The organism is Burkholderia sp. Bp8963, assembly GCF_003854275.1.
In the GTDB taxonomy this organism is placed as follows: domain Bacteria; phylum Pseudomonadota; class Gammaproteobacteria; order Burkholderiales; family Burkholderiaceae; genus Burkholderia.
Genome location: NZ_QTQP01000022.1, coordinates 1 through 20,772 on the forward strand (window position 1 = coordinate 1; position 20,772 = coordinate 20,772).

Here is a 20,772-nt window from a genome sequence, read left to right on the forward strand (position 1 = left end):
GGTTCGCCTGCACCGCCGTCTCCGCGTTGCTCGATACGGTCGCCGTCATCTCCGCCATCGACGCCGCCGTCTGCTGCACGCTCGACGCGGCCTGCTCGGTGCGCGCGCTCAGGTCGTTGTTGCCCTGCGCGATCTCGTTGCTCGCGCGCTGCACGTTGTGCACCTGCTCGCTGACGTCATCGACGAGCCAGCGGAACATCAGCCCGAGCTGGTTGATCGTGCGCAGCGTCATGCCGATCTCGTCGACACGGTTCATCTGCTCGCCGGTGCGGCTCTCGCCGGTCGCGACGCGCAACGCCTGGTCGCGCAACTGCATGAGCGGACGCACGATCTGCGCATCGAGCCACAGGCCGGCGGCCGTGGCTGCGCCCACCGTTACCGCCGCGAACGCCGCGAGCGGGCCGCTCTGCAGGCCGCATGCCCAGCCCGCGCCCACCACGACCGGCGCAAGCGCGAGCAGCGACACATTGAGCCGCCAGCGCACCGACATCGTCTGGAACAGCGACGTGAAGCCGGCCAGACCCTTGCGGACAATCAGCCCCTTGTGGAAATGACGGTTGCCCGCCCGGCCTTCGCGGAATTCCTTGTAGAGCGCTTCGGCGGCCGCGATCTCGTCGCGCGACGCCTTCGTGCGCACTGACATATAGCCCTGCGGCTGCCCGTTGCGCATCACTGGCACCGTATTCGAGCGCACCCAGTAATGGTCGCCATTCTTGCGGCGGTTCTTCACGAGCGCGGTCCACGGCTCGCCGCCCTTCAGCGTCGCCCACATGTCGGCGAACGCCTCCTTCGGCATGTCCGGGTGACGCACGACGTTGTGCGGCTGGCCCTCGATCTCCTCGGGAGAGAATCCGCTGACCTGGATGAATGCGGCGTTCGCGTAGGTGACGTAGCTTTCCGCGTCGGTGGTCGACATCAGTGTCGCGTCGTCGGGAAACTCGAACTCGCGTTGCGTGACGGGCTGGTTGTTGCGCATGGTATGGGGCTCCGATTGGCGGATCTTGCGCCCGCTTGTCGATTGACGAATCGAGACTCGATGCATCGCGGTTTATCCGCATGCGGTTGGTCAGACCCTCATGCTTTCGGCACGATTTCCGGAAACATGACCCATACTCGGGAAAAACATGCACTAAATTTGCGCCTTCATGCGCTCATCAAACGGTTTGTTTATTGATGAACCACGAGCCACGCCCGGCAAGGGTTTGACGCTTATCCGCCGATCAATTCAGAGGCAATCCCTACGCGTCGCGTTGACAGATAAATAACCGGAAGGGGATGCGGTCACCTGAACACGTTCACCGCATCCACCAGCCGCGTTGCCTGCTGCTTCAGGCTCTCCGATGCCGCCGCACTCTGCTCGACGAGCGCCGCGTTCTGCTGCGTGATGCTGTCGAGATGCACGACCGCCTGGTCGACCTGCGCGACGCCCGAACTCTGCTCGGTGGTCGACGCGCTGATCTCCGCGATCAGGTCCGACACGCGCTTCACCTGCGCGACGATGTCCTCCATCGTCCGGCCCGCGTCGTCGACGAGCTGCGCACCGGACGCGATCCGCCCGACGCTGTTCTCGATCAGCGTCTTGATCTCCTTCGCCGCATTCGCGCTGCGCTGCGCGAGCGCCCGCACCTCGCCCGCGACAACCGCGAAGCCGCGCCCCTGATCGCCCGCCCGCGCGGCCTCGACCGCCGCGTTCAATGCAAGGATGTTGGTCTGGAACGCGATCCCGTCGATCACGCCGATGATGTCCGAGATCCGGCGCGAGCTCGCGGTGATGTCGTTCATCGTCGTGACGATCTCCGATACCGCCTGCCCGCCACGCTCGGCTGCGTCGCTCGCGGTCACCGCGAGCTGGTTCGCCTGCACCGCCGTCTCCGCGTTGCTCGATACGGTCGCCGTCATCTCCGCCATCGACGCCGCCGTCTGCTGCACGCTCGACGCGGCCTGCTCGGTGCGCGCGCTCAGGTCGTTGTTGCCCTGCGCGATCTCGTTGCTCGCGCGCTGCACGTTGTGCACCTGCTCGCTGACGTCGTCGACGAGCCAGCGGAACATCAGCCCGAGCTGGTTGATCGTGCGCAGCGTCATGCCGATCTCGTCGACGCGGTTCATCCGCACGCCGCGGCGGCTCTCGCCGGTCGCGACGTTCAGCGCCTGGTCGCGCAGCCGCTTCAGCGGACGCACGATCTGCGCGTCGAGCCACGCGCCGGCCGCCACCGCGATCCCGACCGTCGCCGCCGCGAACGCCGCGAGCGGTCCGCCCGCCAGGCCGCATGCCCAGCCCGCGCCAATGACGGCCGGCGCCATCGCGAGCAGCGCCGCGTGGATCCGCCAGCGCACCGACATCGTCTGGAACAGCGACGCGATGCGGAACAGCCCCGTGCGGACGATCAGCCCCTTGTGGAACCGGCGGCTGCCGGCCCGGCCTTCGCGGAAGTCGCGATACAGCGCTTCGGCGGCGGCGATCTCGTCGCGCGGCGCCTTCGTGCGCACCGACATGTAACCCTGCGGCTCGCCATTGCGCATCACCGGCACCGCGTTCGCGCGCACCCAGTAGTGATCGCCGTTCTTGCGGCGGTTCTTCACGAGCGCGGACCACGCCTCGCCGCCCTTCAGCGTCGCCCACATGTCGACGAACGCCTCCTTCGGCATGTCCGGGTGACGCACGACGTTGTGCGGCTGGCCTTCGAGCTCGTCGCCGGCAAACCCGCTCACCTGGATGAAGGTCGCGTTCGCATAGGTGATGATGCTGTTGGCATCGGTGGTCGACATCAGCGTCGCGTCGTCGGGAAACTCGAACTCGCGTTGCGTGACGGGCTGGTTGTTGCGCATGTGCTGGGCTCCGAACGGCGGGTCTCTCGCCCGCCTCAGGATTGAAGACTCGGGACCGGTCGCATGCGGGACGCACCCGCACGATTCTGGTCAGACCCCTGTACTTTCGGCAATCTTTTCGAAAACCTTACCCCTCGCGCCGAAAACCACTTCTAAATTCGGCGTGTTCTGATCTGCGTCAAGGATCGTGTCCGGAAATCCGGCTTGAGCCCGTCCCGCCAAGCGTTTCCGGTTATCGCACTTCGCCGGCGCAGAGGCCGCGCTGGCATTGGCGCGCGCGCACGACTGCCGATTTGCGGTGCTCGCCGACGGGAGCCCGTCGTGCGGAAGCAGCTTCATCTATGACGGGAGTTTCGCGAACCGGCGGCATGCCGGCGCCGGCGTCACGGCAGCGTTGCTGCGGCAGCATGGCATCGAGGTGTTCGCGGATACGGAGATCGACGCGCTCAGCGCGCGCCTCGCGCAAATTTCCTGAGGGGGAGGGAGGCCCGTTCGGCACGGCGGTTGTCGTGCCGCGTGGTCCATCGATCGGAGCGCGCTCGCCAATGCTGCGCGGCAACGCGATCGGGAACGCGGTCGGGAATGAGATTGGAAAAGCGATCGGCAACGGCGAAGCGGGCCGACTCCGGCCGCTTCGCCGCATCACTTCAGGTCAGACGCGCTCGATCGCGATCGCGATGCCCTGACCGACGCCGATGCACATCGTGCACAGCGCGTAACGCCCGTTCGTGCGATGCAGCTGGTACATCGCGGTCGTCACGAGACGCGCGCCGGACGCGCCGAGCGGGTGACCGAGCGCGATCGCGCCGCCGTTCGGATTCACGCGCGGATCGTCGTCCGCGACGCCGAGCATGCGCAGCACCGCGAGACCTTGCGACGCGAACGCCTCGTTCAGTTCGATCACGTCGAACTGGTCGATCGTCATGCCGAGCCGCGCGAGCAGCTTCTGCGTGGCCGGCGCCGGGCCGATGCCCATCACGCGCGGCGCAACGCCCGCGGTCGCAATGCCGAGCACGCGTGCGCGCGGGATCAGGCCGAAGCGCTTCGCGCTCTCCTCGTTCGCGAGCAGCAGCGCGGCTGCACCGTCGTTCACGCCCGATGCGTTGCCGGCCGTCACCGTGCCGTCCGGCCGCACGACGCCCTTGAGCTTCGCCAGCGTTTCCAGCGACGTCTCGCGCGGATGCTCGTCGCGCGCGACAACGACCGGATCGCCCTTCTTCTGCGGAATCGTCACCGCGACGATTTCCTCGGCGAGCGTGCCGTCCTGCTGCGCACGCGCGGCCTTCTGCTGGCTGCGCAGTGCGAACAGGTCCTGATCGGCGCGGCTGATGTTGTAGTCGGTCGCGACGTTCTCGGCCGTCTCCGGCATCGAATCGACGCCGTGCAGCTGTTTCATCAGCGGATTCACGAAACGCCAGCCGATCGTCGTGTCGAAGATGTCGGCTTGCCGCGCGAACGCGCTCGCCGACTTGCCCATCACGAACGGCGCGCGCGTCATGCTCTCGACGCCGCCCGCGATCATCAGCGCGGCCTCGCCGGACTTGATCGCGCGCGCGGCGGCACCGACCGCGTCCATCCCCGAGCCACACAGGCGGTTGATCGTCGAGCCCGGCACGACCTGCGGCAGGCCCGCGAGCAGCAGCGACATGCGCGCGACGTTGCGATTGTCCTCGCCGGCCTGGTTCGCACAGCCGTAGATCACGTCGTCGACCGCGGACCAGTCGACATCGCGGTTGCGCTCGACGAGCGCCTTGAGCGGCACCGCGCCCAGGTCGTCGGCGCGCACGCCGGACAGCGCGCCGCCATAACGCCCGATCGGGGTGCGGATCGCGTCACACAGGAAAGCTTCGGTCATCAGTGTCTCCGGGTAATGGAACGGGCGCCCCCCGTTGCATGGTTCGCCGGGATGCGCTTAAATGTTCTATATACGAACATAAGATCGCTTATCGAACGTTCAGGGCATCATAGGGAGTGCGGGGACGACCTGTCAAGCGCCGGCGACGGCCGTGCGGTTGGCGTGTCTGGCCCCATGCGCTATCTTCTCGGCTGCACGATATTCCGACAGGTCATGACTACCGAAGACATCCAGGCCAAACCCGGCGACTCCTACGTCCAGTCGTTCGCACGCGGGCTCGCCGTGATCCGCGCGTTCGACTCGGACCATCCCGAACAGACGCTCACCGAAGTCGCGTCGGCGACGGGCCTGACGCGCGCGGGCGCGCGCCGGATCCTTCTCACGCTGCAGACGCTCGGCTACGTCGAGGCGGACGGCCGGCTGTTCCGGCTCACGCCGAAGATACTCGAGCTCGGCTTCGCATACCTGACGTCGATGCCGTTCTGGAACCTCGCCGAACCGGTGATGGAGCAGCTTTCCGCGCAGATTCACGAAAGCTGCTCGGCGGCCGTGCTCGACCGCACCGAGATCGTCTACGTGCTGCGCGTGCCGACGCACAAGATCATGACGATCAACCTGTCGATCGGCAGCCGGCTGCCCGCGTACTGCACGTCGATGGGACGCGTGCTGCTGTCCGCGCTCGACGACGCGGCGCTCGACGAGACGCTCGCGCAGAGCCCCATCCGCGCGCACACGCCGCGCACGATTACGGACCTCGGCGAACTGAAGGCCACGATCGCACAGGTGCGCCAGCAGGGCTGGGCGATCGTCGACCAGGAACTGGAAGTGGGTCTGCTGTCGATCTCGGCGCCGATCCGCAACCGGCGCGGGCAGATCATCGCGGCGATGAACGTCAGCGGCAATGCGCAGCGCCATTCCGCGAAGCAGATGGTGAAGGAGTTTCTCGGCCCGTTGCAGCAGGCCGCGCAAACCGTGTCGGAGCTGGTTGCGCGAAGGGGGTGACGCGGCACGCCGCCTGCAACGATCGCACGTCAACGCGCGATCGTTGCAGGCGGCGCTACCGTTGGTTACATCTTGACCTGGTCGAGGAAGGTCTTCTTCCCGCTCTTGTAGCCGTAGATCGAAATGATGCCGTGCGTGAGGTCGCCCTTCGGGTCGAAGGTCGTCGTGCCGATCACGCCGTCATACTTCGTCGACGGCATCACCGCGAGAATCTTCGCGGCATCGGTCGAGTTCGCACGCTTCATCGCGTCGACGACGATGTAGACGGCGTCATACGCAAACGGCGCGTCGAACTTGATGCCCTGGTTGAAGCGCTTCTGGTACTTGGCCTGGAACGCCGCGCCACCCGGCATCTTCTCGAGCGCCGCGCCGGCTTGCGAGCACAGCACGTTGTCGGCCGCCGGGCCGGCCAGCTCGGCCAGCTGGTCGGTGCACACGCCGTCTCCCGACAGGACCTTCGCGCGCAGGCCGAGCTGCTTCGCCTGTTTCGCGAGCGGGCCGCCCGTCGCGTCCATGCCGCCGTACATGATCGCGTCCGGATTCTCGCCCTTGATCTTGGTCAGAATCGCGCGGAAATCGACTGCCTTGTCGTTCGTCGCGTCGTGCGACACCACCTTCAGGCCGAGTGCCTTCGCCTTCTTCTCGAACTCGTTCGCGAGACCCTGGCCGTAAGCGGTCGAATCGTCGACGACGGCCACGCTCTTGATACCCTTCGACTGCGCATAGCTCGCGAGCGCCGGGCCCTGCTGCGCATCGGTCGCGACGACGCGGTACGTTGTCTTGAAGCCTTGCAGCGTGTAGGTCGGGTTCGTGGCCGACGGCGAGATCTGCACGATGCCCGCGTCGCTATAGATCTTCGACGCCGGAATCGACGTGCCGGAGTTCAGGTGCCCGATGACAGCGACGACCTTGTTGTCGACGAGCTTCTGTGCGACTTGCGTCGCCTGCCGCGGGTCGGCCCCGTCATCCTGTGCGTCGAGCTGCAGCGTGATCTTCTGGCCGCCGATCGTGAGCCCCTTGGCGTTGATTTCCTCGACCGCGAGACGGGCGCCGTTTTCATTGTCCTTGCCGAGGTGGGCAATGCCGCCCGTCGTCGGTTCGACGCTGCCGATCTTGACGACCTGATCGGCCATCGCGGACGCCGCGGCGGCAAAGGCCAGGGTTGCGACGGCACCAGTGAGTACAGGCTTGCACAGCTTGACCGCAATGTTTCGTTCCATCTGCCCTCTCCAAAGAAGTTGATCGTTTTATCTGATCGTTCTATCGACGTCTCGATCGGTTCGGCCGGATTCCCAGGCTCTGTCAGCTTGATCGGCAAAGCCCCATGCCCCACGGGGCGGATCGCCTGCGCGCAGCGCTCGCGTCCGGCGGTCGCTTTCTCGACGCCGGTGATCATGCACTAAATTTGGTTCGAACGGGATATGAATCCTGTTCGGCGGCGCCGCGTCATGTCGCATGCGGGGAGTCGTCGGCCAGGCACGCCGACGACGTGCGCCGCCGGCGTTACCGGCCGAGATAGCGCTCCACGAGGCGCGTCCAGAACGCCGCGCCGATCGGCAGGTTGCGATCGTTGAAGTCGTACTTCGGGTTGTGGACCATGCAGCCGTCTTCGCCTGCGCCGTTGCCGAGCCGCACGAACGAGCCCGGGCGCTGCTGCAGCATGAACGCGAAATCCTCGCTGCCCATCAGCAGGTCGGCCTGCTCGACGACGTTCGCGTCGCCGACCAGTTCGCGCGCGACCTGCGCGGCGAAATCGGTTTCCGCATCCGAGTTTACGACCACCGGGTAGCCTTCGATGTACTCGACATGCGCGATCGCGCCGTAGCTCGCGGCCTGCGACTCGGCGATCGCGACGATGCGGCGCTTCAGCAGCGCGCGCACGTCGGGGCTGAACGAGCGCACGCTCAGTTCGAGACGCGCGCCGTGCGGGATCACGTTGTTCGCGGTGCCCGCGTGCATCGAGCCGACCGTGACGACTGCCGGCTGTGCGGGATCGACATTGCGCGCGACGATTGTCTGCAGCGCCATCACGATGCTCGCGGCGACGACGACCGGATCGACGCTCAGGTGCGGGCGCGCCGCGTGGCCGCCGACGCCTTCGATCGTGATGATCGCCTTGTCGCCCGCCGACATGAACGGACCGCGCCGCGTGAGGAACACGCCGGGCGCCGCACCCGGATGATTGTGCATGCCGAACACCGCGTCGCACGGGAAGCGCTCGAACAGGCCGTCGTCGATCATCTTCTTCGCGCCGCTGTCGACGCCATGCTCTTCCGCCGGCTGGAAATACAGGTGCACGGTGCCGGAAAAGTTGCGCGTCTTCGCGAGATGCTGCGCGGCGCCGAGCAGCATCGTCGTGTGGCCGTCGTGCCCGCATGCGTGCATCTTGCCGTGCGTCGCGCTCGCATACGGCAGGCCGGTCGCCTCGTGGATCGGCAGCGCGTCCATGTCGGCGCGAATGCCGATGCTGCGCGTGCCGTCGCCAACTTTCAGCGTGCCGACGACGCCCGTCTTGCCGACGCCGCGCGTGACCTGCCAGCCCCATTGTTCGAGCCGCTCGGCGACGAGCGCGGCCGTTCCGACTTCCTCGTACGCGAGTTCCGGATGGCGGTGGATGTGATGGCGGATCTCGCGCAGTCCGGCGGTGGCGGTTTGCAGATCTTCGACTTCGGTGAATCGGGTATCGGACATGAATGGGCTCCGGCTTCCTGTCTGGCGGTCCGGCGCACGTGACTGCGGCGGCGTGGAAAGCGAGCCAGTATATCGAGCCGATTTCGATTCAATACGATGTGAAATTTTTTACAAGCGTCCGCGACGCAGTCTCCCGATCCACCGATCCATCCCGGTCATGCGCGATGTCGCGCGATTCGTCACCGACCACCCCACCCCCACCCACTAGGGCAACCCCCGTTGACAGTCGAATTTTTAGCCTCCTAATATGCATGCAATGCTGCACACAATAAAACACACATGATTGTGTGGCAGATGCATGCTTCATACGGGATTCCCCTTGGTCAGAGAGAGGTCAACATGATTCGGCTGTCTCGTTTTACCCGTCAAATGGTCGCCGGCTTCATCGCGGCAACTGCGCTCGTCGCCGCCACGTCGTCGCACGCGGACGAAACCGGTGCGTGGGCAAGTGTGAAGAAAGCAGGCGTATTGCGCTGCGGCGCGGCCGTCGCGCCGCCCTATGTGATGCGAGACCCGAAGACTGGGGCCTATAGCGGCTTCTTCTCGGAACTGTGTCGCGACTTCGGGCAGAACGTGCTCAAGGTGAAAGTCGAGTTCGTCGACACGACCTGGGACAACATCGTCGCCGGCCTGCAGTCGGACAAGTGGGACCTGTCGCTCGCGCTGAACGACACGCCGGAGCGCGAGAAGGCCGTCGCGTTCTCCGCGCCCGCAACCGACTACAACGTTTCGTTCGTCTACAACAAGAACAACCCGAAAGCACCCAAGACTCCGCGCACGATTGCCGACATCGACAAGCCGGACGTGACGATCGCGGTCATGTCGGGTACGGCGCAAGACAAGGCGATTTCGGCCGAGTTGAAGAAGGCGCGGATCATGCGGCTGCCCGGTAACGATGAAACGCGCCTCGCGCTGATCTCGAAGCGAGCCGATTTCCTGGCGGACGCCAACATCACCAACATGCTGCTGACGGAAGCGCACCCTGAATGGGCGACCAGCTTCGGTCCGACGCCGCCGCTCGCGCAACAGGAGGTGGCGTTCGGGCTGCGCAAGGACACCCCGAAGGCCGACCTCGACGTCCTCAACAAGTACCTGGCGCAGCAGGTCAAGTCCGGCGCGGTCAACCGTCTGATCAAGACGTCCGTACAAGCGATGCTGGTGCCGGGCAAGTAAGCGCCCGCTCACCCGGACATCCGTATCGCCCTCTGCGGCGGCCGGGCAGCCTCGCCCGGCCGCTCGTCGCGCGCGCTGCGCCCGCCGGCAATCCATCCCCATTGCGCGTGGCGGGTGCCACGCGACGCGACGCGGCGTCATTGCCCCCAGATTCGCCGTTTCCCTGATCACATGGCCTTCCGTCGACCGCTATCCATTCCGTCGGTGATTACCCGCAGAAAAACCCGTTGCGATTGACAGCCCAAATTTCGTCGCTCTAATATGCATACATCGTTGTACACAACAAAGAGCACAAGAATGTCCACCTGAGAGGTCATGCCGCCACGCATGCTTCTGTTTCGTACCTTGAGCGCCGACGCCAGGCGCCGCTGGAGAGAACGCCATGTTGTTGCCTCAAACGACGGCCGTCAGGTCGAACGCGCAGCCCCATTCGATGACGTTTCCCACCTCGTCCGCACCCGCCGCCGAATTCGTCCGCTTGCACGACGTGTACAAGTCGTACGGGCCGAACCTCGTGGTCATGGACGGCATGAGCCTCGACATGCGCGCCGACGATCGGCTCGTGATCATCGGCCCGAGCGGCAGCGGCAAGAGCTCGCTGCTGCGCGTGATGATGGGTCTCGAAGGCATTCAACGCGGCGAAATCGCGTTCCAGGACAAGCCGTACATCCGCGGCGCCGACACGCGCGGCGGCCAGCGGATCGATGCGAAGCTGCAGAAGCAGATCGGCATGGTGTTCCAGCACTACACGCTGTTTCCTCATTTGTCGGTGCTGGGCAATCTCGTCCTGGCGCCCGTCAAGGTGGGCGGCATCTCCAGGGCCGAAGCAACCGAGCGCGCGCGCATGTATCTCGCGCGCCTCGGCCTCGAGAGCAAGCTGCATGCGTATCCGAGCCAGTTGTCCGGCGGCCAGAAACAACGCGTGGCCATCGCGCGTGCGTTGATGCTCGAACCGAAGCTGATGCTGTTCGACGAAGTGACGTCCGCGCTCGACCCGGAAATGGTCGTCGAGGTGCAGAACGTGATGCTCAAGCTCGCCGAACAGAAGATGGCGATGATCATCGTCACGCACGACATGCATTTCGCGCGCGACATTGCGACACGCGTCGTGTTTTGCGCAAACGGGAAGATCGTCGAGGAAGGCGCGCCGGCTGAAGTCTTCAAGTGTCCGAAGGAAGCGCGCACCCGCGAATTCCTCGAGAAAGTCCTGCATCTCGACTGAGGCCGAAGCCATGAACTACCACTTCGATTTCAGTTTCCTGGCCGGCAGCGTGGGTGCGTTGCTCGAAGGCCTGAAGGTCACGCTCGAGCTGGCCATCGCGTCCAACGTGATGGGGCTCGTGCTCGGCTTTCTGCTGTGCCTGCTCGCGATGAGCCGCTGGGCGGTCGTGCGCTGGCCAGCCCAGCTCTTCATCGAGTTCTTTCGCTGCACGCCTGCGCTGTTGCAGATCGTCTGGTTCTTCTACTGCATCCCGATGATCGTCGACGTGTTCATCGACCCGGTGACGATGGGCGTACTTGCGCTCGGCCTGAACCTGACCGCGTTCAATGCCGAGGCCTACCGCGCCGGCGTGCAGGCCGTGCCGAAAGAGCATCTCGACGCGTCGGTTGCACTTGGCCTGCGTCCGTGGCAACGCACGCTCTACGTCGTGCTGCCACAAGCGCTGCGCAGCGCAATGCCGGTCCTGCTCACGAACGGCATCGGCAGCCTGCAGCAGAGCGCGCTGGTCGCGATCGTCGCGGTGGCCGACCTGATGTACGTCGCGAAGAGCCTCGCGACAGAGGCCTATCGACCGCTCGAGACGTACTCGGTCGTCGCGCTCGTGTATTTCGCGCTGTCGCTGCCGATCGCGAAACTCGTTCATGTCGTCGAGCGTCGCCAGGACGCCGCCGTGCAGCGCTGAGGAGAAACCCGTGAACCTCGATTTTTCCGTCGTCTGGCCGTACTGGCTCGTGCTCGCGAAAGGCCTCGGACTGACGCTTGCCTTCACCGTCACGTGCGCGATCGTCGGCAGCCTCCTCGGCTTCATGCTGAGCCTGCTGCGGATGTCGCCGTCGCGCTGGCTGAAAGGGCCGACCACCCTGTACGTCGAGTTCTTCCGCGGCACGCCGCTGCTGATCCAGCTGTTCTGGGTGTTCTTCTGCTTCCCGGTCGTGTTCCGGCTGCCGATTCCGCCGTACCTGTCGGTGCTGATCTCGCTGACGCTCTACATGGCCGCGATCACCAGCGAGACGTTTCGCGGTTCGCTGAAGTCGATCGCGGGCGAACAGCACGACGCGTGCATCGCGCTCAGCCTGTCGCCGCACGTGAAGATCGTCTACGTGATCTTTCCGCAAGCGCTGCTGCGCGCGATTCCGCCGCTGCTGTCGAACATCGTGAGCCTGTTCAAGGAAAGCGCGCTGATCTCGTCCGTGGGCGTCGCCGACCTGATGTTCGTCGGCCAGAACATCTCGAACAGCACCGCGCGGCCGGTCGAGTTTCTGACCGCCGTCGCCGTCATCTATTTCCTCGTCGCCTTTCCGCTGACCCGTCTGGTCGGTGTAGTGGAGTCCAGGATGCTCAGGCGCTACGCCTATTAACTCTCTCGTCAAGCCGGAGAAATCTCATGCAATTGAAAGGTATCCTGCCCGCTCTCGTCACGCCGTTCGACGCGTCGGGCGCAATCGATCACGACACGCTCGCGTCGATCCTCGAATTCCAGCTCGACGCCGGCGTCAGCGGCTTCGTCCCGCTCGGCTCGACGGGCGAATACTATGCGCTGACGAACGAAGAGCGCCGCGCGGTCATGAAGACCGTTCGCGAAGTGGTCGGCACGCGCGGCGAGCTCATCGTCGGGGCAAACGGCTCGTCGACCCGCGAAGTCATCGAGCAGGTGCGGCAGGCACGCGACTCGGGCTACACGAACCTGCTGATCGCGCCGCCGTACTACGCGCTGCCGTCGCAGCAGGAACTGATCGGCCACTACGAAGCGATTCTCGCTGCGGTGCCGGACGTCAACGTGATCCTGTACAACTACCCGGTGCGCACGAACGTCGAAGTCGGCTACGGCGTGCTCGACGCGTTCAAGGATCACCCGCGCGTGATCGGCATCAAGGAAAGCAGCGGCAACCTGCTGCGCGCGATCGAGATCGGCGGCAAATACAAGGATCACTACCAGCTGTCGTGCGGCTCGGACGACCAGGCGCTCGATTTCTTCATCTGGGGCGCGACGAGCTGGATCTGCGGGCCGGCGAACTGCTTTGCGAAGCAGGTCGTCAGCTTTTACGACAAGTTCACGGCCGGCGATCTGGCAGGCGCGCAAAGCGTGATGCGTTCGCTGTTCCCGGTGATGGCCAGCATGGAGTCCGGCAAGTTCATCCAGAAGGTCAAGTACGGTTGCGAACTCGCCGGCTTCAAGGTCGGCAATGCACGCATGCCGCTGCAGCCGCTGACCGACCAGGAAAAGGCGGAATTCCGCGCGGTTTTCGAAGCCTCCCAGGCGTGATGCCTACCGCGCCCCGATGCCGGCCGGCATCGGGGCGGTGACGCGAGAACTTGAACATGTCGATTTACAGCTTTACCTGTGTCGAAGGCCATACCGAGGGGATGCCGGTACGCATGGTGATCGACGGCGCGCCTTCGCTGCAGGGTGCAACGATGAACGCGCGCCGCCAGTACTTCGTCGAGCATCACGACTGGGTTCGCCGCGCGCTGATGCTGGAACCGCGCGGCCACGCGCACATGTCCGGCACGATCTTCTATCCGCCGCTCAGCGACAACGCCGACTTCAGCCTGCTGTTCATCGAGACGTCGGGATGCCTGCCGATGTGCGGGCACGCAACGATCGGCTCGATTTCGTTCGCACTCGAAGAGCGGCTGATCACGCCGAAGCGGCCGGGGATCGTCACGGTCGATGTCCCGGCGGGCCAGATCGTCGCGCGCTACGATATGGACGGCGCGGACGGCGAGCGGGTGGCCTCCGTGCGCTTCACGAACGTGCCGAGCTTCCTGCTTCATCGCGACGTCGAAATCGTCGTGCCCGCGCTCGGCAAACTGTCGGTCGACATCGCATATGGCGGCAACTTCTATCCGATCGTCGAGGTTCAGGAGCGCTTCCCCGGCTGCGAGCATTTAACACCGGACGAACTGCTCGCGTGGGGACGGGACGTGCAGCGTGCCGTCAACGAGACGATCGACGTCGTCCATCCCGACCATCCCGCGATTCGCGGCGTCAGGCATTGCATGTGGACCGGACGCCCCGTCGCGAGCGATGCACATGGCCGCGCGGTCGTGATCGCCGGCGACACGCTCGTCGACCGTTCGCCGTGCGGCACCGGCAGTTCGGCCCGCGTCGCGCAGCGCTTTGCGCGCGGCTGGCTGAAGGAAGGCGAAGCGTTCTGCCACGAGAGTCTGATCCTCAGCCGCTTCATCGGCCGGGTGGAATCGACGACGCGCCTGAACAGCGGTCTCGACGCGATACTTCCGAGCATCGAAGGACGTGCGTGGGTGACGGGGCAGGCCCGGTATCGCGTCGACGCGTCCCAACCGTATGCACACGGCTTCAGCCTGCAGGAGTTCGTCAATTGAACGCCGTACCGCAACAGAACACCCCTGCGATGCCAGATGCGTCGCGCCGGCAACCGGCCGTCGTGATCGGCGGCGGGATCGTCGGCGTATGCTGCGCGCTCTATCTGCAGCGCGACGGTCATGCCGTCACGCTGATCGACCCGGCCGCACCCGGCGACAGCACCGCCAAATGGAGTTGCGGCCAGATGGCGGTCAGCGAAGTCATTCCGCTGTCGAAGCCGGGCATCCTGATGAAGGTTCCCGGCTGGCTGCTGGACCAGAAGGGGCCGCTCGCGCTGCGGCCGAGCGCGTTGCCGGGCATCCTGCCATGGTTTTTCCGGTTCGTCGCATCGGCGCGTCACGCGAAGATCGTGTCGATCGCGCAAGCGATGGCGACACTCACGCACGATGTCTACAGCGACTACGCGCCACTGCTCGACGCGTGCGGGAACCCGACGCTGATGGGCGAGCGTCCGGTGCTCGAAGTGTTCGACGATCCGGCCGGCATCGCGCATGAGCAACCGCACCTCGATCTGCGGCAATCGCTGGGATTCCGGTCGCAACGGCTCACCGCCGCGGAGATCGGCGACCTGGAACCGGCGCTGGCCGGCAAGTTCCGGCACGGCCTGCTGTTCCCGGATTGGCGCGCAGTCAGCGATACCGAGGGTTTCATCGCGGCGCTGACCGAGAGTTTCGTGTCGCAGGGCGGGCGTCGCCTCCGCACGAACGCCGTGCGCATCGACGAAGCCTCCGGGCGCGCGACGGGCGTCACGCTCGCGAACGGCGAGCGCGTCGCCGCCGATCATGTCGTCGTGGCGGCCGGCACAGGCTCGCGGCAGTTCTTCGATTCGCTCGGCGTGCGCGTTCCGCTCGAAGGCATCGCCGGGTATCAGGCGCTGCTGGCGGAGCCTGGCGTCGCGTTCCGGCATTCGGTCATCTATGCGGACGGCGGTTTCTGCTTCAGCCCGATGACGCGGGGCCTGCAGATCGGCGGGACGATCGAGTTCGCGGGCCGCGATGCAAAGCCGAACTTCAAGCGCGCGGACATCATCCTCGAGAAAGCAAAACGCATCCTGCCGGCGCTGCAGACCGCGCGTGTCGAATACGGCGTCGGCTATCGGCCGTTCCTGCCGGATACGAAGCCGATCATCGACCGCTCGAAGCGGCTGCCGAACACGTTCATGGCATTCGGCCATGGCCAGCTCGGCCTCACGCTGGGCGCGACGACAGGACGCCTGATCGGCGACCTCGTCACCGGCCGTTCGACGCGTCAGGATCTGACGCCATTCAGTGCTTATCGATTCATCTGACATTCTGGACTCTTGATGAAATCCTACGAACGACTCTTTATCGACGGCCGCTGGGTTGCGCCGGCTCGCGGGCAAACCTTCGACACGCTCGACCCGAGCGATGAAACCGTGATCGCCAGCGTTGCCGCCGGCACCGCCGAGGACATCGATCTGGCGGTCGATGCGGCGCGCCGCGCATTCGATGACGGCCCGTGGCCGCGGATGTCCGGCGCCGCGCGCGGCGCGGTTTTGCGCGGGATCGCGCAACGCATCCGCGATCGCCTGCCGGAACTGGCCGAGCTCGAAGTGCGCGACAACGGCAAGCCGTTGCCGGAAGCACTGTGGGATCTCGGCGACGCCGCGGGTTGCTTCGAGTTTTACGCAGGATTGGCGGAACGGCTCGACAGCACCACGGAAACGGCAGTTGCGTTGGCGGACGACCGCTTCAGCTCGATCGTCAGGAAGGAGCCGATCGGCGTCGCAGGCGCCATCATCCCGTGGAACTTTCCGCTGCTGATGGCTGCCTGGAAAGTCGCGCCCGCGCTCGCGGCCGGCTGCACGATGGTGCTGAAACCGTCCGAACTGACGCCGCTCACCGCACTGGAGCTGGCCGGCATCGCCGACGCGGCCGGGCTTCCCGCCGGCGTGCTGAACGTCGTGACGGGCCTCGGTCCGGACGCGGGCGCACCGCTCAGCGAGCACGCCGGCATCGACAAGCTCGCATTCACCGGCAGCGTGCCGACCGGCAGCCGCATCATGCAGGCCGCCGCACGCGACATCAAGAACGTGAGCCTCGAACTCGGCGGCAAATCGCCGTTCATCGTGTTCGACGACAGCGACATCGAAGCCGCGGTCGAATGGATCATGTTCGGCATATTCTGGAACCAGGGCGAAGTGTGTTCCGCAACGTCGCGCGTGCTCGTGCAACGCAAGCTGTACGAACCGCTCGTCGAGCGGCTCGCGCAGGAAACGCGCAGGATCACGATCGGCAACGGTCTCGAAGACGGCGTGCTGCTTGGACCGCTGGTGAACCGCGCGCAGTACGAGAAGGTGCTGGCAACGATCGAGCGCGGCCGTCAGGAAGGCGCGCGGCTCGTCGTCGGCGGCCGGCGGCCCGCGCATCTCGATCAAGGGTATTTCATCGAGCCGGCCGTCTTCGCCGACGTGCCGGAACACAGCTGGATCTGGCGCGAGGAGATCTTCGGCCCGGTCGTCTGCATCCGCCCCTTCGACGACGAGGACGAAGCGGTCCGGTCGGCGAACGACTCGCGCTTCGGTCTCGCCGCGGCAGTCATGTCGGCCGATCTGGCGCGCGGCGAGCGGGTTGCCCGCCTGCTGCGCGCCGGCATCGTCTGGATCAACTGCTCGCAGCCGACGTTTACGGAAGCGCCGTGGGGCGGGTACAAGCAAAGCGGGATCGGGCGCGAACTCGGCGAGTGGGGCCTGAACAACTACCTCGAGGTCAAGCAGATCACGCGCTACGACAGCGACAAGCCGTGGGGCTGGTACATCAAGTAAGGCTATTCGATCATGCGCTGGAAGAAAACACTGCAGCTCGTCGACGTCCACTGCGAAGGCGAGATCGGCAAGGTCATTACCGGTGGCGTCATCGACGTGCCCGGCAAGACGATGCTCGACAAGATGAACTACATCAACGAGGTCGACGACAGCCTGCGGCGGCTCGTCGTGCTCGAGCCGCGCGGCTGCCTGCAGATGTCGGTCAATCTGCTGCTGCCGCCCACCCGGCCGGAAGCGCATGCGGGCTTCATCGTGCTGCAGGCGGACAAGGCGCATCCGATGTCGGGCAGCAACTGCATCTGCGTCGTGACAGCCCTGCTCGAACTCGGGATGGTGCCGATGCAGGAGCCCGAAACGACGGTCGTGCTGGATACGCCGGCCGGCCTCGTCACGGCCCGGGCAACCTGCGTTGACGGCCGCTGCACCGGCGTATCGCTCGACATGGTGCCGTCCTTTGTCGAGCATCTCGACGTCGACGTGCAAACGCCGGAGTTCGGCACGATCAAGGTCGACATCGCGTTCGGCGGCGTCTACTACGCGCTGGTCGATGTCGGCCAGATCGGGCTCGACATCGCGCCGGAAAATGCGCGACAACTGGCGATGCACGGGGTACGGCTGAAGGGCCTCATCAACCGCCAGGTTTCCGTGCAGCACCCGCTTCACGCGGAAATCAACGAGATCGCGTACGTGATGTTCCGGAACCGTGTCAGCGACACGCTCTACCAGACCTGCACGACCTTGCCGCCGGGCCGCGTCGACCGGTCGCCGTGCGGCACCGGAAGCTCGGCGAACCTCGCGACGCTGGCCGCGCGCGAACGCGTGCAGGTCGGCGCGCGCCTCACGTCGCGATCCACGATCGGCGGAGAATTCACCGTGGAACTGCTGGGGCTGACCGCAGTGGGCGGCAAGCCTGCGGTGTTGCCGCGCATTACGGGGCGCGCGTGGGTCTACGGCATCCAGCAGCTCGGCGTGGATCCGGACGATCCGCTCGCGGCAGGATTCATGCTAAGCGACACCTGGGGCGACGGTTTCGATTCGGCAGGGACGTGAGGCGGCGATGCTAAACTCGAGAACGCGCTCGGCTGCCCGAGCCGATTACATGAATGGTGGCGTGATGAGTAAAGAGGCCGTTGAAACCGAAGGGAGCGGCCGCCGGCATGGCGGGCGGTACGTCTATGAAGAACTGCGCAAGCAGATTCTGACGCTCAAGCTGAAACCCGGCGTCCAGCTGGACGAAATTTCATTGGCCACCCAGTTCGGGCTGTCGCGCTCGCCGGTGCGGGACGCGCTCGCGCGCCTGAGCAGCGAAGGGCTCGTGACGATCCTGCCGAACCGGACGACGCTCGTCACGCCGTTCGAGATCGAGGAATTCCCGAAGTACATCTCGGCGCTCGATCTGATCCAGCGCGCGGTCACCCGGCTTGCGGCAACCCAGCGGACCGACGCGGATCTCGCGAAGATCCGCAAGGCCGACGACATCTACATGGATGCGGTCAACAGCGGCGACTTCCAGGCCATGTCGGAGACGAACAAGGCGCTGCACATGGCCATCGCCCATGCCGCGAACAACCCGTACTTCATCGGCTACTACGAGCGTCTGCTCGGCGAGGGGCAGCGCCTGCTGCACCTGCACTTCGATTTCACCGTGAGTTCGCCGACTGCTGCCAAACTCGGTCGCGACCACGACGAGCTGATCGACGCGATCGCCCGGCGCGACGCGGACGCGGCCGAGAAAGCCGCGCACGACCATACGATGCTGTTCCAGAAGCGCTTTCTCGATTACATGAAGCAGAACATGACTGAATCGATGGCGATTCTGTAAGCACCGGCCTTCGCGCCGTCCTTCGCGCCGTCCCTCGATCTCACGCCGCCCTGCGCGCTTCGGCAATCCGCTGCGGCGCCCTCGGTCGTGCATACAGGCGTTCGAGATACGCGCGCAATTGCGGGAATCCGTCGATCAGGTGAAATTCGTTGGCCCAGTCGATCAGATACGCGGTCACGCAATCGGCAACGGTCAGCGTTTCACCGACGATGAATTGCCGCCCTTCGAGATGCTTTTCGAGGATCGTCGCCATCGCGACGAAATCCTCGCGTGCGAGCGCGATATCGGCCGGCAGGCGCTTGTCCGGCGGATAGAGCATCGTGTGCCGCGTGATTCTCCACAGCGGCTGTTCGAGTTCGGTAACCGCGAACATGACCCAGCGGTACGCCTGCGCCCGCTCGGCGAGATCGCTGGGCAACAACGCCTTCTGCGGATACTTGTCCGCGAGATACAGCACGATCGCAGCCGATTCGGGAATCGCGAGATCGCCGTCCACCAGCACGGGAACCTTGCCTGCGGGATTGATGCGCAGGAATTCGGGCCGCTTGTGCTCGCCTTCGAGCAGGTTGACCGAGATGAATTCGAAATCCGCGTCAAGTTCCTTGAGCCCCCAAAGCGCGCGTTGCGAACGGGTTCCGGACGACCGGCGCAGCCGCCTGCTCAGCCTGACGCCCGCCGGCGAACGGCTGCTCGCCAACGCGTTCCCGTTGTGGCAACAGGCGCATGCCGATATCGAGCAGCAATTTGCGCCGGGCGAGGTCGATCAGTTGCGCCAACAGTTGCGCGCGCTTTCGTAGTGCTCACGATGTCGATTGGCGGCGTCATTTAGCCGAGAATCACCTTTTGACACCGGATTTCGCTTTCGACTTGTTCAGCGACACGGCCGCGCGCACGAGCGTCTTCAGCGCCGCCTCATCGATCGCGTCGCCCTCGCGAATGTCGATCGCACGCCGCGTGTTCCCTTCGAGGCTCGAATTGAACAGGCCGGCGGGGTCCGCCAGCGCCGCCCCTTTCGCGAAGGTCATCTTCACAACGCTCTTGTAGGTCTCGCCGGTGCAGATGATGCCGCCATCGGACCACACGGGCACGCCGCGCCATTTCCACTCCTCGACGACGTCGGGGTCGGCTTCCCTGATCAGCGCGCGCAGCCGGCTGAGCGTTTCGCCGCGCCAGTCGCCGAGTTCGTCGATTCTCCCGTCGATCAGTTCGGAAGGAGACTTGCTGTCCTGCGGCCCGTCATGCTTCATGTCCTGTTCTCCTCGAGCAGCAACGCCTGCCCGGCGTCACGGTGCGGCCTTCGCACGCTGCCGGTCACTATAGGCGACACCGCGCCCGAGTCAAGCGAGGATGTGGATGCCCGACGCGCAACGGAACCAGCGGCGGGGTTCCACATCCCGACACCGTCGCGCGGCCGATGCTACGATCGCGATTTATCCTCCGGAGCCGCCATGAACGCGCTCGGCATCGTATCCGAATCGGCTACCGCGACGTCCGCGCTCCGGCCGCCGTTCATCCCGTCGTTCGGTTTCTACGAAAGGCATCAGTCGAACCCGATCGATGCGGCGCCGCCGCGTATCATCGACGCCGTCGCATCGCTCGACATGCGCAGCGACCCTGTCGTCGACACGCTTCTCACGGTTCGCGAACTGCCGCAGACGCTCGTCGATGCGCTGCGAGACCGGCGCGCCGGGGACGAACGCACGCCGTTCGGTTTGCATGCGTTCACGCCGTTGCAGCGTGACGACCGGTCGCTCACGCTGGGCCTCGTCGGACGGTTCTGGCGTCCCGATTTCGGCCTCGCCACGATCCATGACGCCGCCGCGTTCATGCAGCACGACGACGCGCGCGACGCCAGGCTCGTGCTGCGTTATCAAGTCATCGAAACAAGCGACGGCACGCGCGTGCTGCGCACCGAAACCTTCGTGCATTGCCCGACGACGCGCACGCGCGTGCTGTTCACGCCTTACTGGCTCGCGATTCGTGCCGCAAGCGGCTGGATCCGTCGGCGCACGCTGAACGCGATCGAACGCGCGATGGCTTAGGGTCTGCG

Annotated in this window: 19 protein-coding genes and 2 pseudogenes; 14 read left to right on the top strand and 7 right to left on the bottom strand. The window is 65.4% G+C overall.

All coding sequences use genetic code 11. The features are described from left to right. Both DID96_RS19365 and DID96_RS19370 read right to left on the bottom strand, forming a co-directional pair. On the bottom strand, positions 1 to 976 hold a 976-nt coding region (locus DID96_RS19365), incomplete at its 3' end, for a PAS domain-containing protein (RefSeq protein ID WP_148094507.1). 305 nt (positions 977 to 1,281) lie between these two features. Next, positions 1,282 to 2,826: a PAS domain-containing methyl-accepting chemotaxis protein gene (locus DID96_RS19370; protein WP_124600892.1), complete on the bottom strand. Its 1,545-nt coding sequence runs from the start codon at positions 2,824 to 2,826 to the stop codon at positions 1,282 to 1,284. Between the two features lie 244 nt (positions 2,827 to 3,070). Here DID96_RS19370 and DID96_RS19375 point away from each other — a divergent pair. Beyond that, a pseudogene (locus tag DID96_RS19375) lies at positions 3,071 to 3,301 on the top strand (DUF523 domain-containing protein); the annotation flags it as partial. A 177-nt stretch (positions 3,302 to 3,478) separates the two neighbouring features. On the opposite strand, the gene pcaF reads toward DID96_RS19375, so the two are convergent. Continuing rightward, complete coding sequence (gene pcaF, locus DID96_RS19380; RefSeq protein WP_124600893.1) at positions 3,479 to 4,681, bottom strand: 3-oxoadipyl-CoA thiolase; 1,203 nt, start codon at positions 4,679 to 4,681, stop codon at positions 3,479 to 3,481. A gap of 213 nt (positions 4,682 to 4,894) precedes the next feature. Between pcaF and DID96_RS19385 the strand changes: the two genes are divergently transcribed. Next, positions 4,895 to 5,683 (top strand): IclR family transcriptional regulator, encoded by a 789-nt coding sequence (locus DID96_RS19385; RefSeq protein ID WP_124600894.1) that lies wholly within the window; start codon positions 4,895 to 4,897, stop codon positions 5,681 to 5,683. Between the two features lie 65 nt (positions 5,684 to 5,748). Here the strand turns inward: DID96_RS19385 and DID96_RS19390 are convergent, their stop codons facing one another. Both DID96_RS19390 and DID96_RS19395 read right to left on the bottom strand, forming a co-directional pair. Further along, positions 5,749 to 6,903 (bottom strand): branched-chain amino acid ABC transporter substrate-binding protein, encoded by a 1,155-nt coding sequence (locus DID96_RS19390; RefSeq protein ID WP_124600895.1) that lies wholly within the window; start codon positions 6,901 to 6,903, stop codon positions 5,749 to 5,751. A 283-nt stretch (positions 6,904 to 7,186) separates the two neighbouring features. After that, a complete protein-coding gene (locus tag DID96_RS19395; protein ID WP_124600896.1) occupies positions 7,187 to 8,374 on the bottom strand; it encodes a M20 aminoacylase family protein in 1,188 nt (395 codons plus the stop codon). A 339-nt stretch (positions 8,375 to 8,713) separates the two neighbouring features. Here DID96_RS19395 and DID96_RS19400 point away from each other — a divergent pair, with 339 nt between their 5' ends. The 10 genes from DID96_RS19400 to DID96_RS19445 all read left to right on the top strand — a co-directional run bounded on the left by DID96_RS19400 (position 8,714) and on the right by DID96_RS19445 (position 18,722). Continuing rightward, positions 8,714 to 9,547 (top strand): transporter substrate-binding domain-containing protein, encoded by an 834-nt coding sequence (locus tag DID96_RS19400; protein WP_124600897.1) that lies wholly within the window; start codon positions 8,714 to 8,716, stop codon positions 9,545 to 9,547. 382 nt (positions 9,548 to 9,929) lie between these two features. Then, positions 9,930 to 10,769, top strand: coding sequence for an amino acid ABC transporter ATP-binding protein (locus DID96_RS19405; protein ID WP_124600898.1), 840 nt, complete (start codon positions 9,930 to 9,932; stop codon positions 10,767 to 10,769). A gap of 10 nt (positions 10,770 to 10,779) precedes the next feature. Beyond that, complete coding sequence (locus DID96_RS19410; protein ID WP_124600899.1) at positions 10,780 to 11,451, top strand: amino acid ABC transporter permease; 672 nt, start codon at positions 10,780 to 10,782, stop codon at positions 11,449 to 11,451. A 10-nt stretch (positions 11,452 to 11,461) separates the two neighbouring features. Continuing rightward, positions 11,462 to 12,127 (top strand): amino acid ABC transporter permease, encoded by a 666-nt coding sequence (locus tag DID96_RS19415; RefSeq protein ID WP_124600900.1) that lies wholly within the window; start codon positions 11,462 to 11,464, stop codon positions 12,125 to 12,127. A 26-nt stretch (positions 12,128 to 12,153) separates the two neighbouring features. Beyond that, entirely contained in the window at positions 12,154 to 13,032 is an 879-nt protein-coding gene (locus tag DID96_RS19420) for a dihydrodipicolinate synthase family protein (protein ID WP_124600901.1), read from the top strand. A 56-nt stretch (positions 13,033 to 13,088) separates the two neighbouring features. After that, positions 13,089 to 14,114 (top strand): 4-hydroxyproline epimerase, encoded by a 1,026-nt coding sequence (locus DID96_RS19425; protein ID WP_124600902.1) that lies wholly within the window; start codon positions 13,089 to 13,091, stop codon positions 14,112 to 14,114. Between the two features lie 29 nt (positions 14,115 to 14,143). Next, positions 14,144 to 15,403, top strand: coding sequence for an FAD-binding oxidoreductase (locus DID96_RS19430; protein WP_124600979.1), 1,260 nt, complete (start codon positions 14,144 to 14,146; stop codon positions 15,401 to 15,403). 15 nt (positions 15,404 to 15,418) lie between these two features. Beyond that, entirely contained in the window at positions 15,419 to 16,900 is a 1,482-nt protein-coding gene (locus DID96_RS19435) for an aldehyde dehydrogenase family protein (RefSeq protein ID WP_124600903.1), read from the top strand. 12 nt (positions 16,901 to 16,912) lie between these two features. Further along, a complete protein-coding gene (locus DID96_RS19440) occupies positions 16,913 to 17,950 on the top strand; it encodes a proline racemase family protein (protein WP_124600904.1) in 1,038 nt (345 codons plus the stop codon). A 64-nt stretch (positions 17,951 to 18,014) separates the two neighbouring features. After that, positions 18,015 to 18,722 carry a GntR family transcriptional regulator gene (locus tag DID96_RS19445; RefSeq protein WP_124600905.1) on the top strand — a complete coding sequence of 236 codons (708 nt, stop codon included), beginning with the start codon at positions 18,015 to 18,017 and terminating at the stop codon, positions 18,720 to 18,722. Between the two features lie 40 nt (positions 18,723 to 18,762). On the opposite strand, the gene DID96_RS19450 is transcribed toward DID96_RS19445, so the two are convergent. Further along, entirely contained in the window at positions 18,763 to 19,374 is a 612-nt protein-coding gene (locus DID96_RS19450; protein ID WP_124600980.1) for a glutathione S-transferase family protein, read from the bottom strand. On the opposite strand from DID96_RS19450, the pseudogene DID96_RS38950 reads away from it, so the two are divergent. Further along, positions 19,355 to 19,519: pseudogene (locus DID96_RS38950) on the top strand (MarR family transcriptional regulator); the annotation flags it as partial. The gene DID96_RS19450 and the pseudogene DID96_RS38950 overlap by 20 nt on opposite strands. A 39-nt stretch (positions 19,520 to 19,558) precedes the next feature. Here the strand turns inward: DID96_RS38950 and DID96_RS19460 are convergent. Beyond that, the gene (locus tag DID96_RS19460; RefSeq protein WP_124600906.1) at positions 19,559 to 19,969 is read right to left on the bottom strand and encodes a DUF1801 domain-containing protein; all 411 of its coding nucleotides are present in this window, start codon (positions 19,967 to 19,969) and stop codon (positions 19,559 to 19,561) included. 201 nt (positions 19,970 to 20,170) lie between these two features. Here DID96_RS19460 and DID96_RS19465 point away from each other — a divergent pair, with 201 nt between their 5' ends. After that, the gene (locus tag DID96_RS19465) at positions 20,171 to 20,764 is read left to right on the top strand and encodes a hypothetical protein (RefSeq protein WP_124600907.1); all 594 of its coding nucleotides are present in this window, start codon (positions 20,171 to 20,173) and stop codon (positions 20,762 to 20,764) included. Positions 20,765 to 20,772 lie beyond the last annotated feature (8 nt).

Bases quoted from the DNA above. Each gene is read 5' to 3' on its own strand.
- DID96_RS19400 (WP_124600897.1), top strand. From the start codon at position 8,714: ATGATTCGGCTGTCTCGTTTTACCCGTCAAATGGTCGCCGGCTTCATC.
- DID96_RS19465 (WP_124600907.1), top strand. From the start codon at position 20,171: ATGAACGCGCTCGGCATCGTATCCGAATCGGCTACCGCGACGTCCGCG.
- DID96_RS19420 (WP_124600901.1), top strand. From the start codon at position 12,154: ATGCAATTGAAAGGTATCCTGCCCGCTCTCGTCACGCCGTTCGACGCG.
- DID96_RS19430 (WP_124600979.1), top strand. From the start codon at position 14,144: ATGCCAGATGCGTCGCGCCGGCAACCGGCCGTCGTGATCGGCGGCGGG.
- DID96_RS19435 (WP_124600903.1), top strand. From the start codon at position 15,419: ATGAAATCCTACGAACGACTCTTTATCGACGGCCGCTGGGTTGCGCCG.
- DID96_RS19410 (WP_124600899.1), top strand. From the start codon at position 10,780: ATGAACTACCACTTCGATTTCAGTTTCCTGGCCGGCAGCGTGGGTGCG.
- DID96_RS19390 (WP_124600895.1), bottom strand. From the start codon at position 6,903: ATGGAACGAAACATTGCGGTCAAGCTGTGCAAGCCTGTACTCACTGGT.
- DID96_RS19425 (WP_124600902.1), top strand. From the start codon at position 13,089: ATGTCGATTTACAGCTTTACCTGTGTCGAAGGCCATACCGAGGGGATG.
- DID96_RS19460 (WP_124600906.1), bottom strand. From the start codon at position 19,969: ATGAAGCATGACGGGCCGCAGGACAGCAAGTCTCCTTCCGAACTGATC.
- DID96_RS19385 (WP_124600894.1), top strand. From the start codon at position 4,895: ATGACTACCGAAGACATCCAGGCCAAACCCGGCGACTCCTACGTCCAG.
- DID96_RS19395 (WP_124600896.1), bottom strand. From the start codon at position 8,374: ATGTCCGATACCCGATTCACCGAAGTCGAAGATCTGCAAACCGCCACC.
- DID96_RS19370 (WP_124600892.1), bottom strand. From the start codon at position 2,826: ATGCGCAACAACCAGCCCGTCACGCAACGCGAGTTCGAGTTTCCCGAC.
- DID96_RS19440 (WP_124600904.1), top strand. From the start codon at position 16,913: ATGCGCTGGAAGAAAACACTGCAGCTCGTCGACGTCCACTGCGAAGGC.
- DID96_RS19405 (WP_124600898.1), top strand. From the start codon at position 9,930: ATGTTGTTGCCTCAAACGACGGCCGTCAGGTCGAACGCGCAGCCCCAT.
- DID96_RS19445 (WP_124600905.1), top strand. From the start codon at position 18,015: ATGAGTAAAGAGGCCGTTGAAACCGAAGGGAGCGGCCGCCGGCATGGC.
- pcaF (WP_124600893.1), bottom strand. From the start codon at position 4,681: ATGACCGAAGCTTTCCTGTGTGACGCGATCCGCACCCCGATCGGGCGT.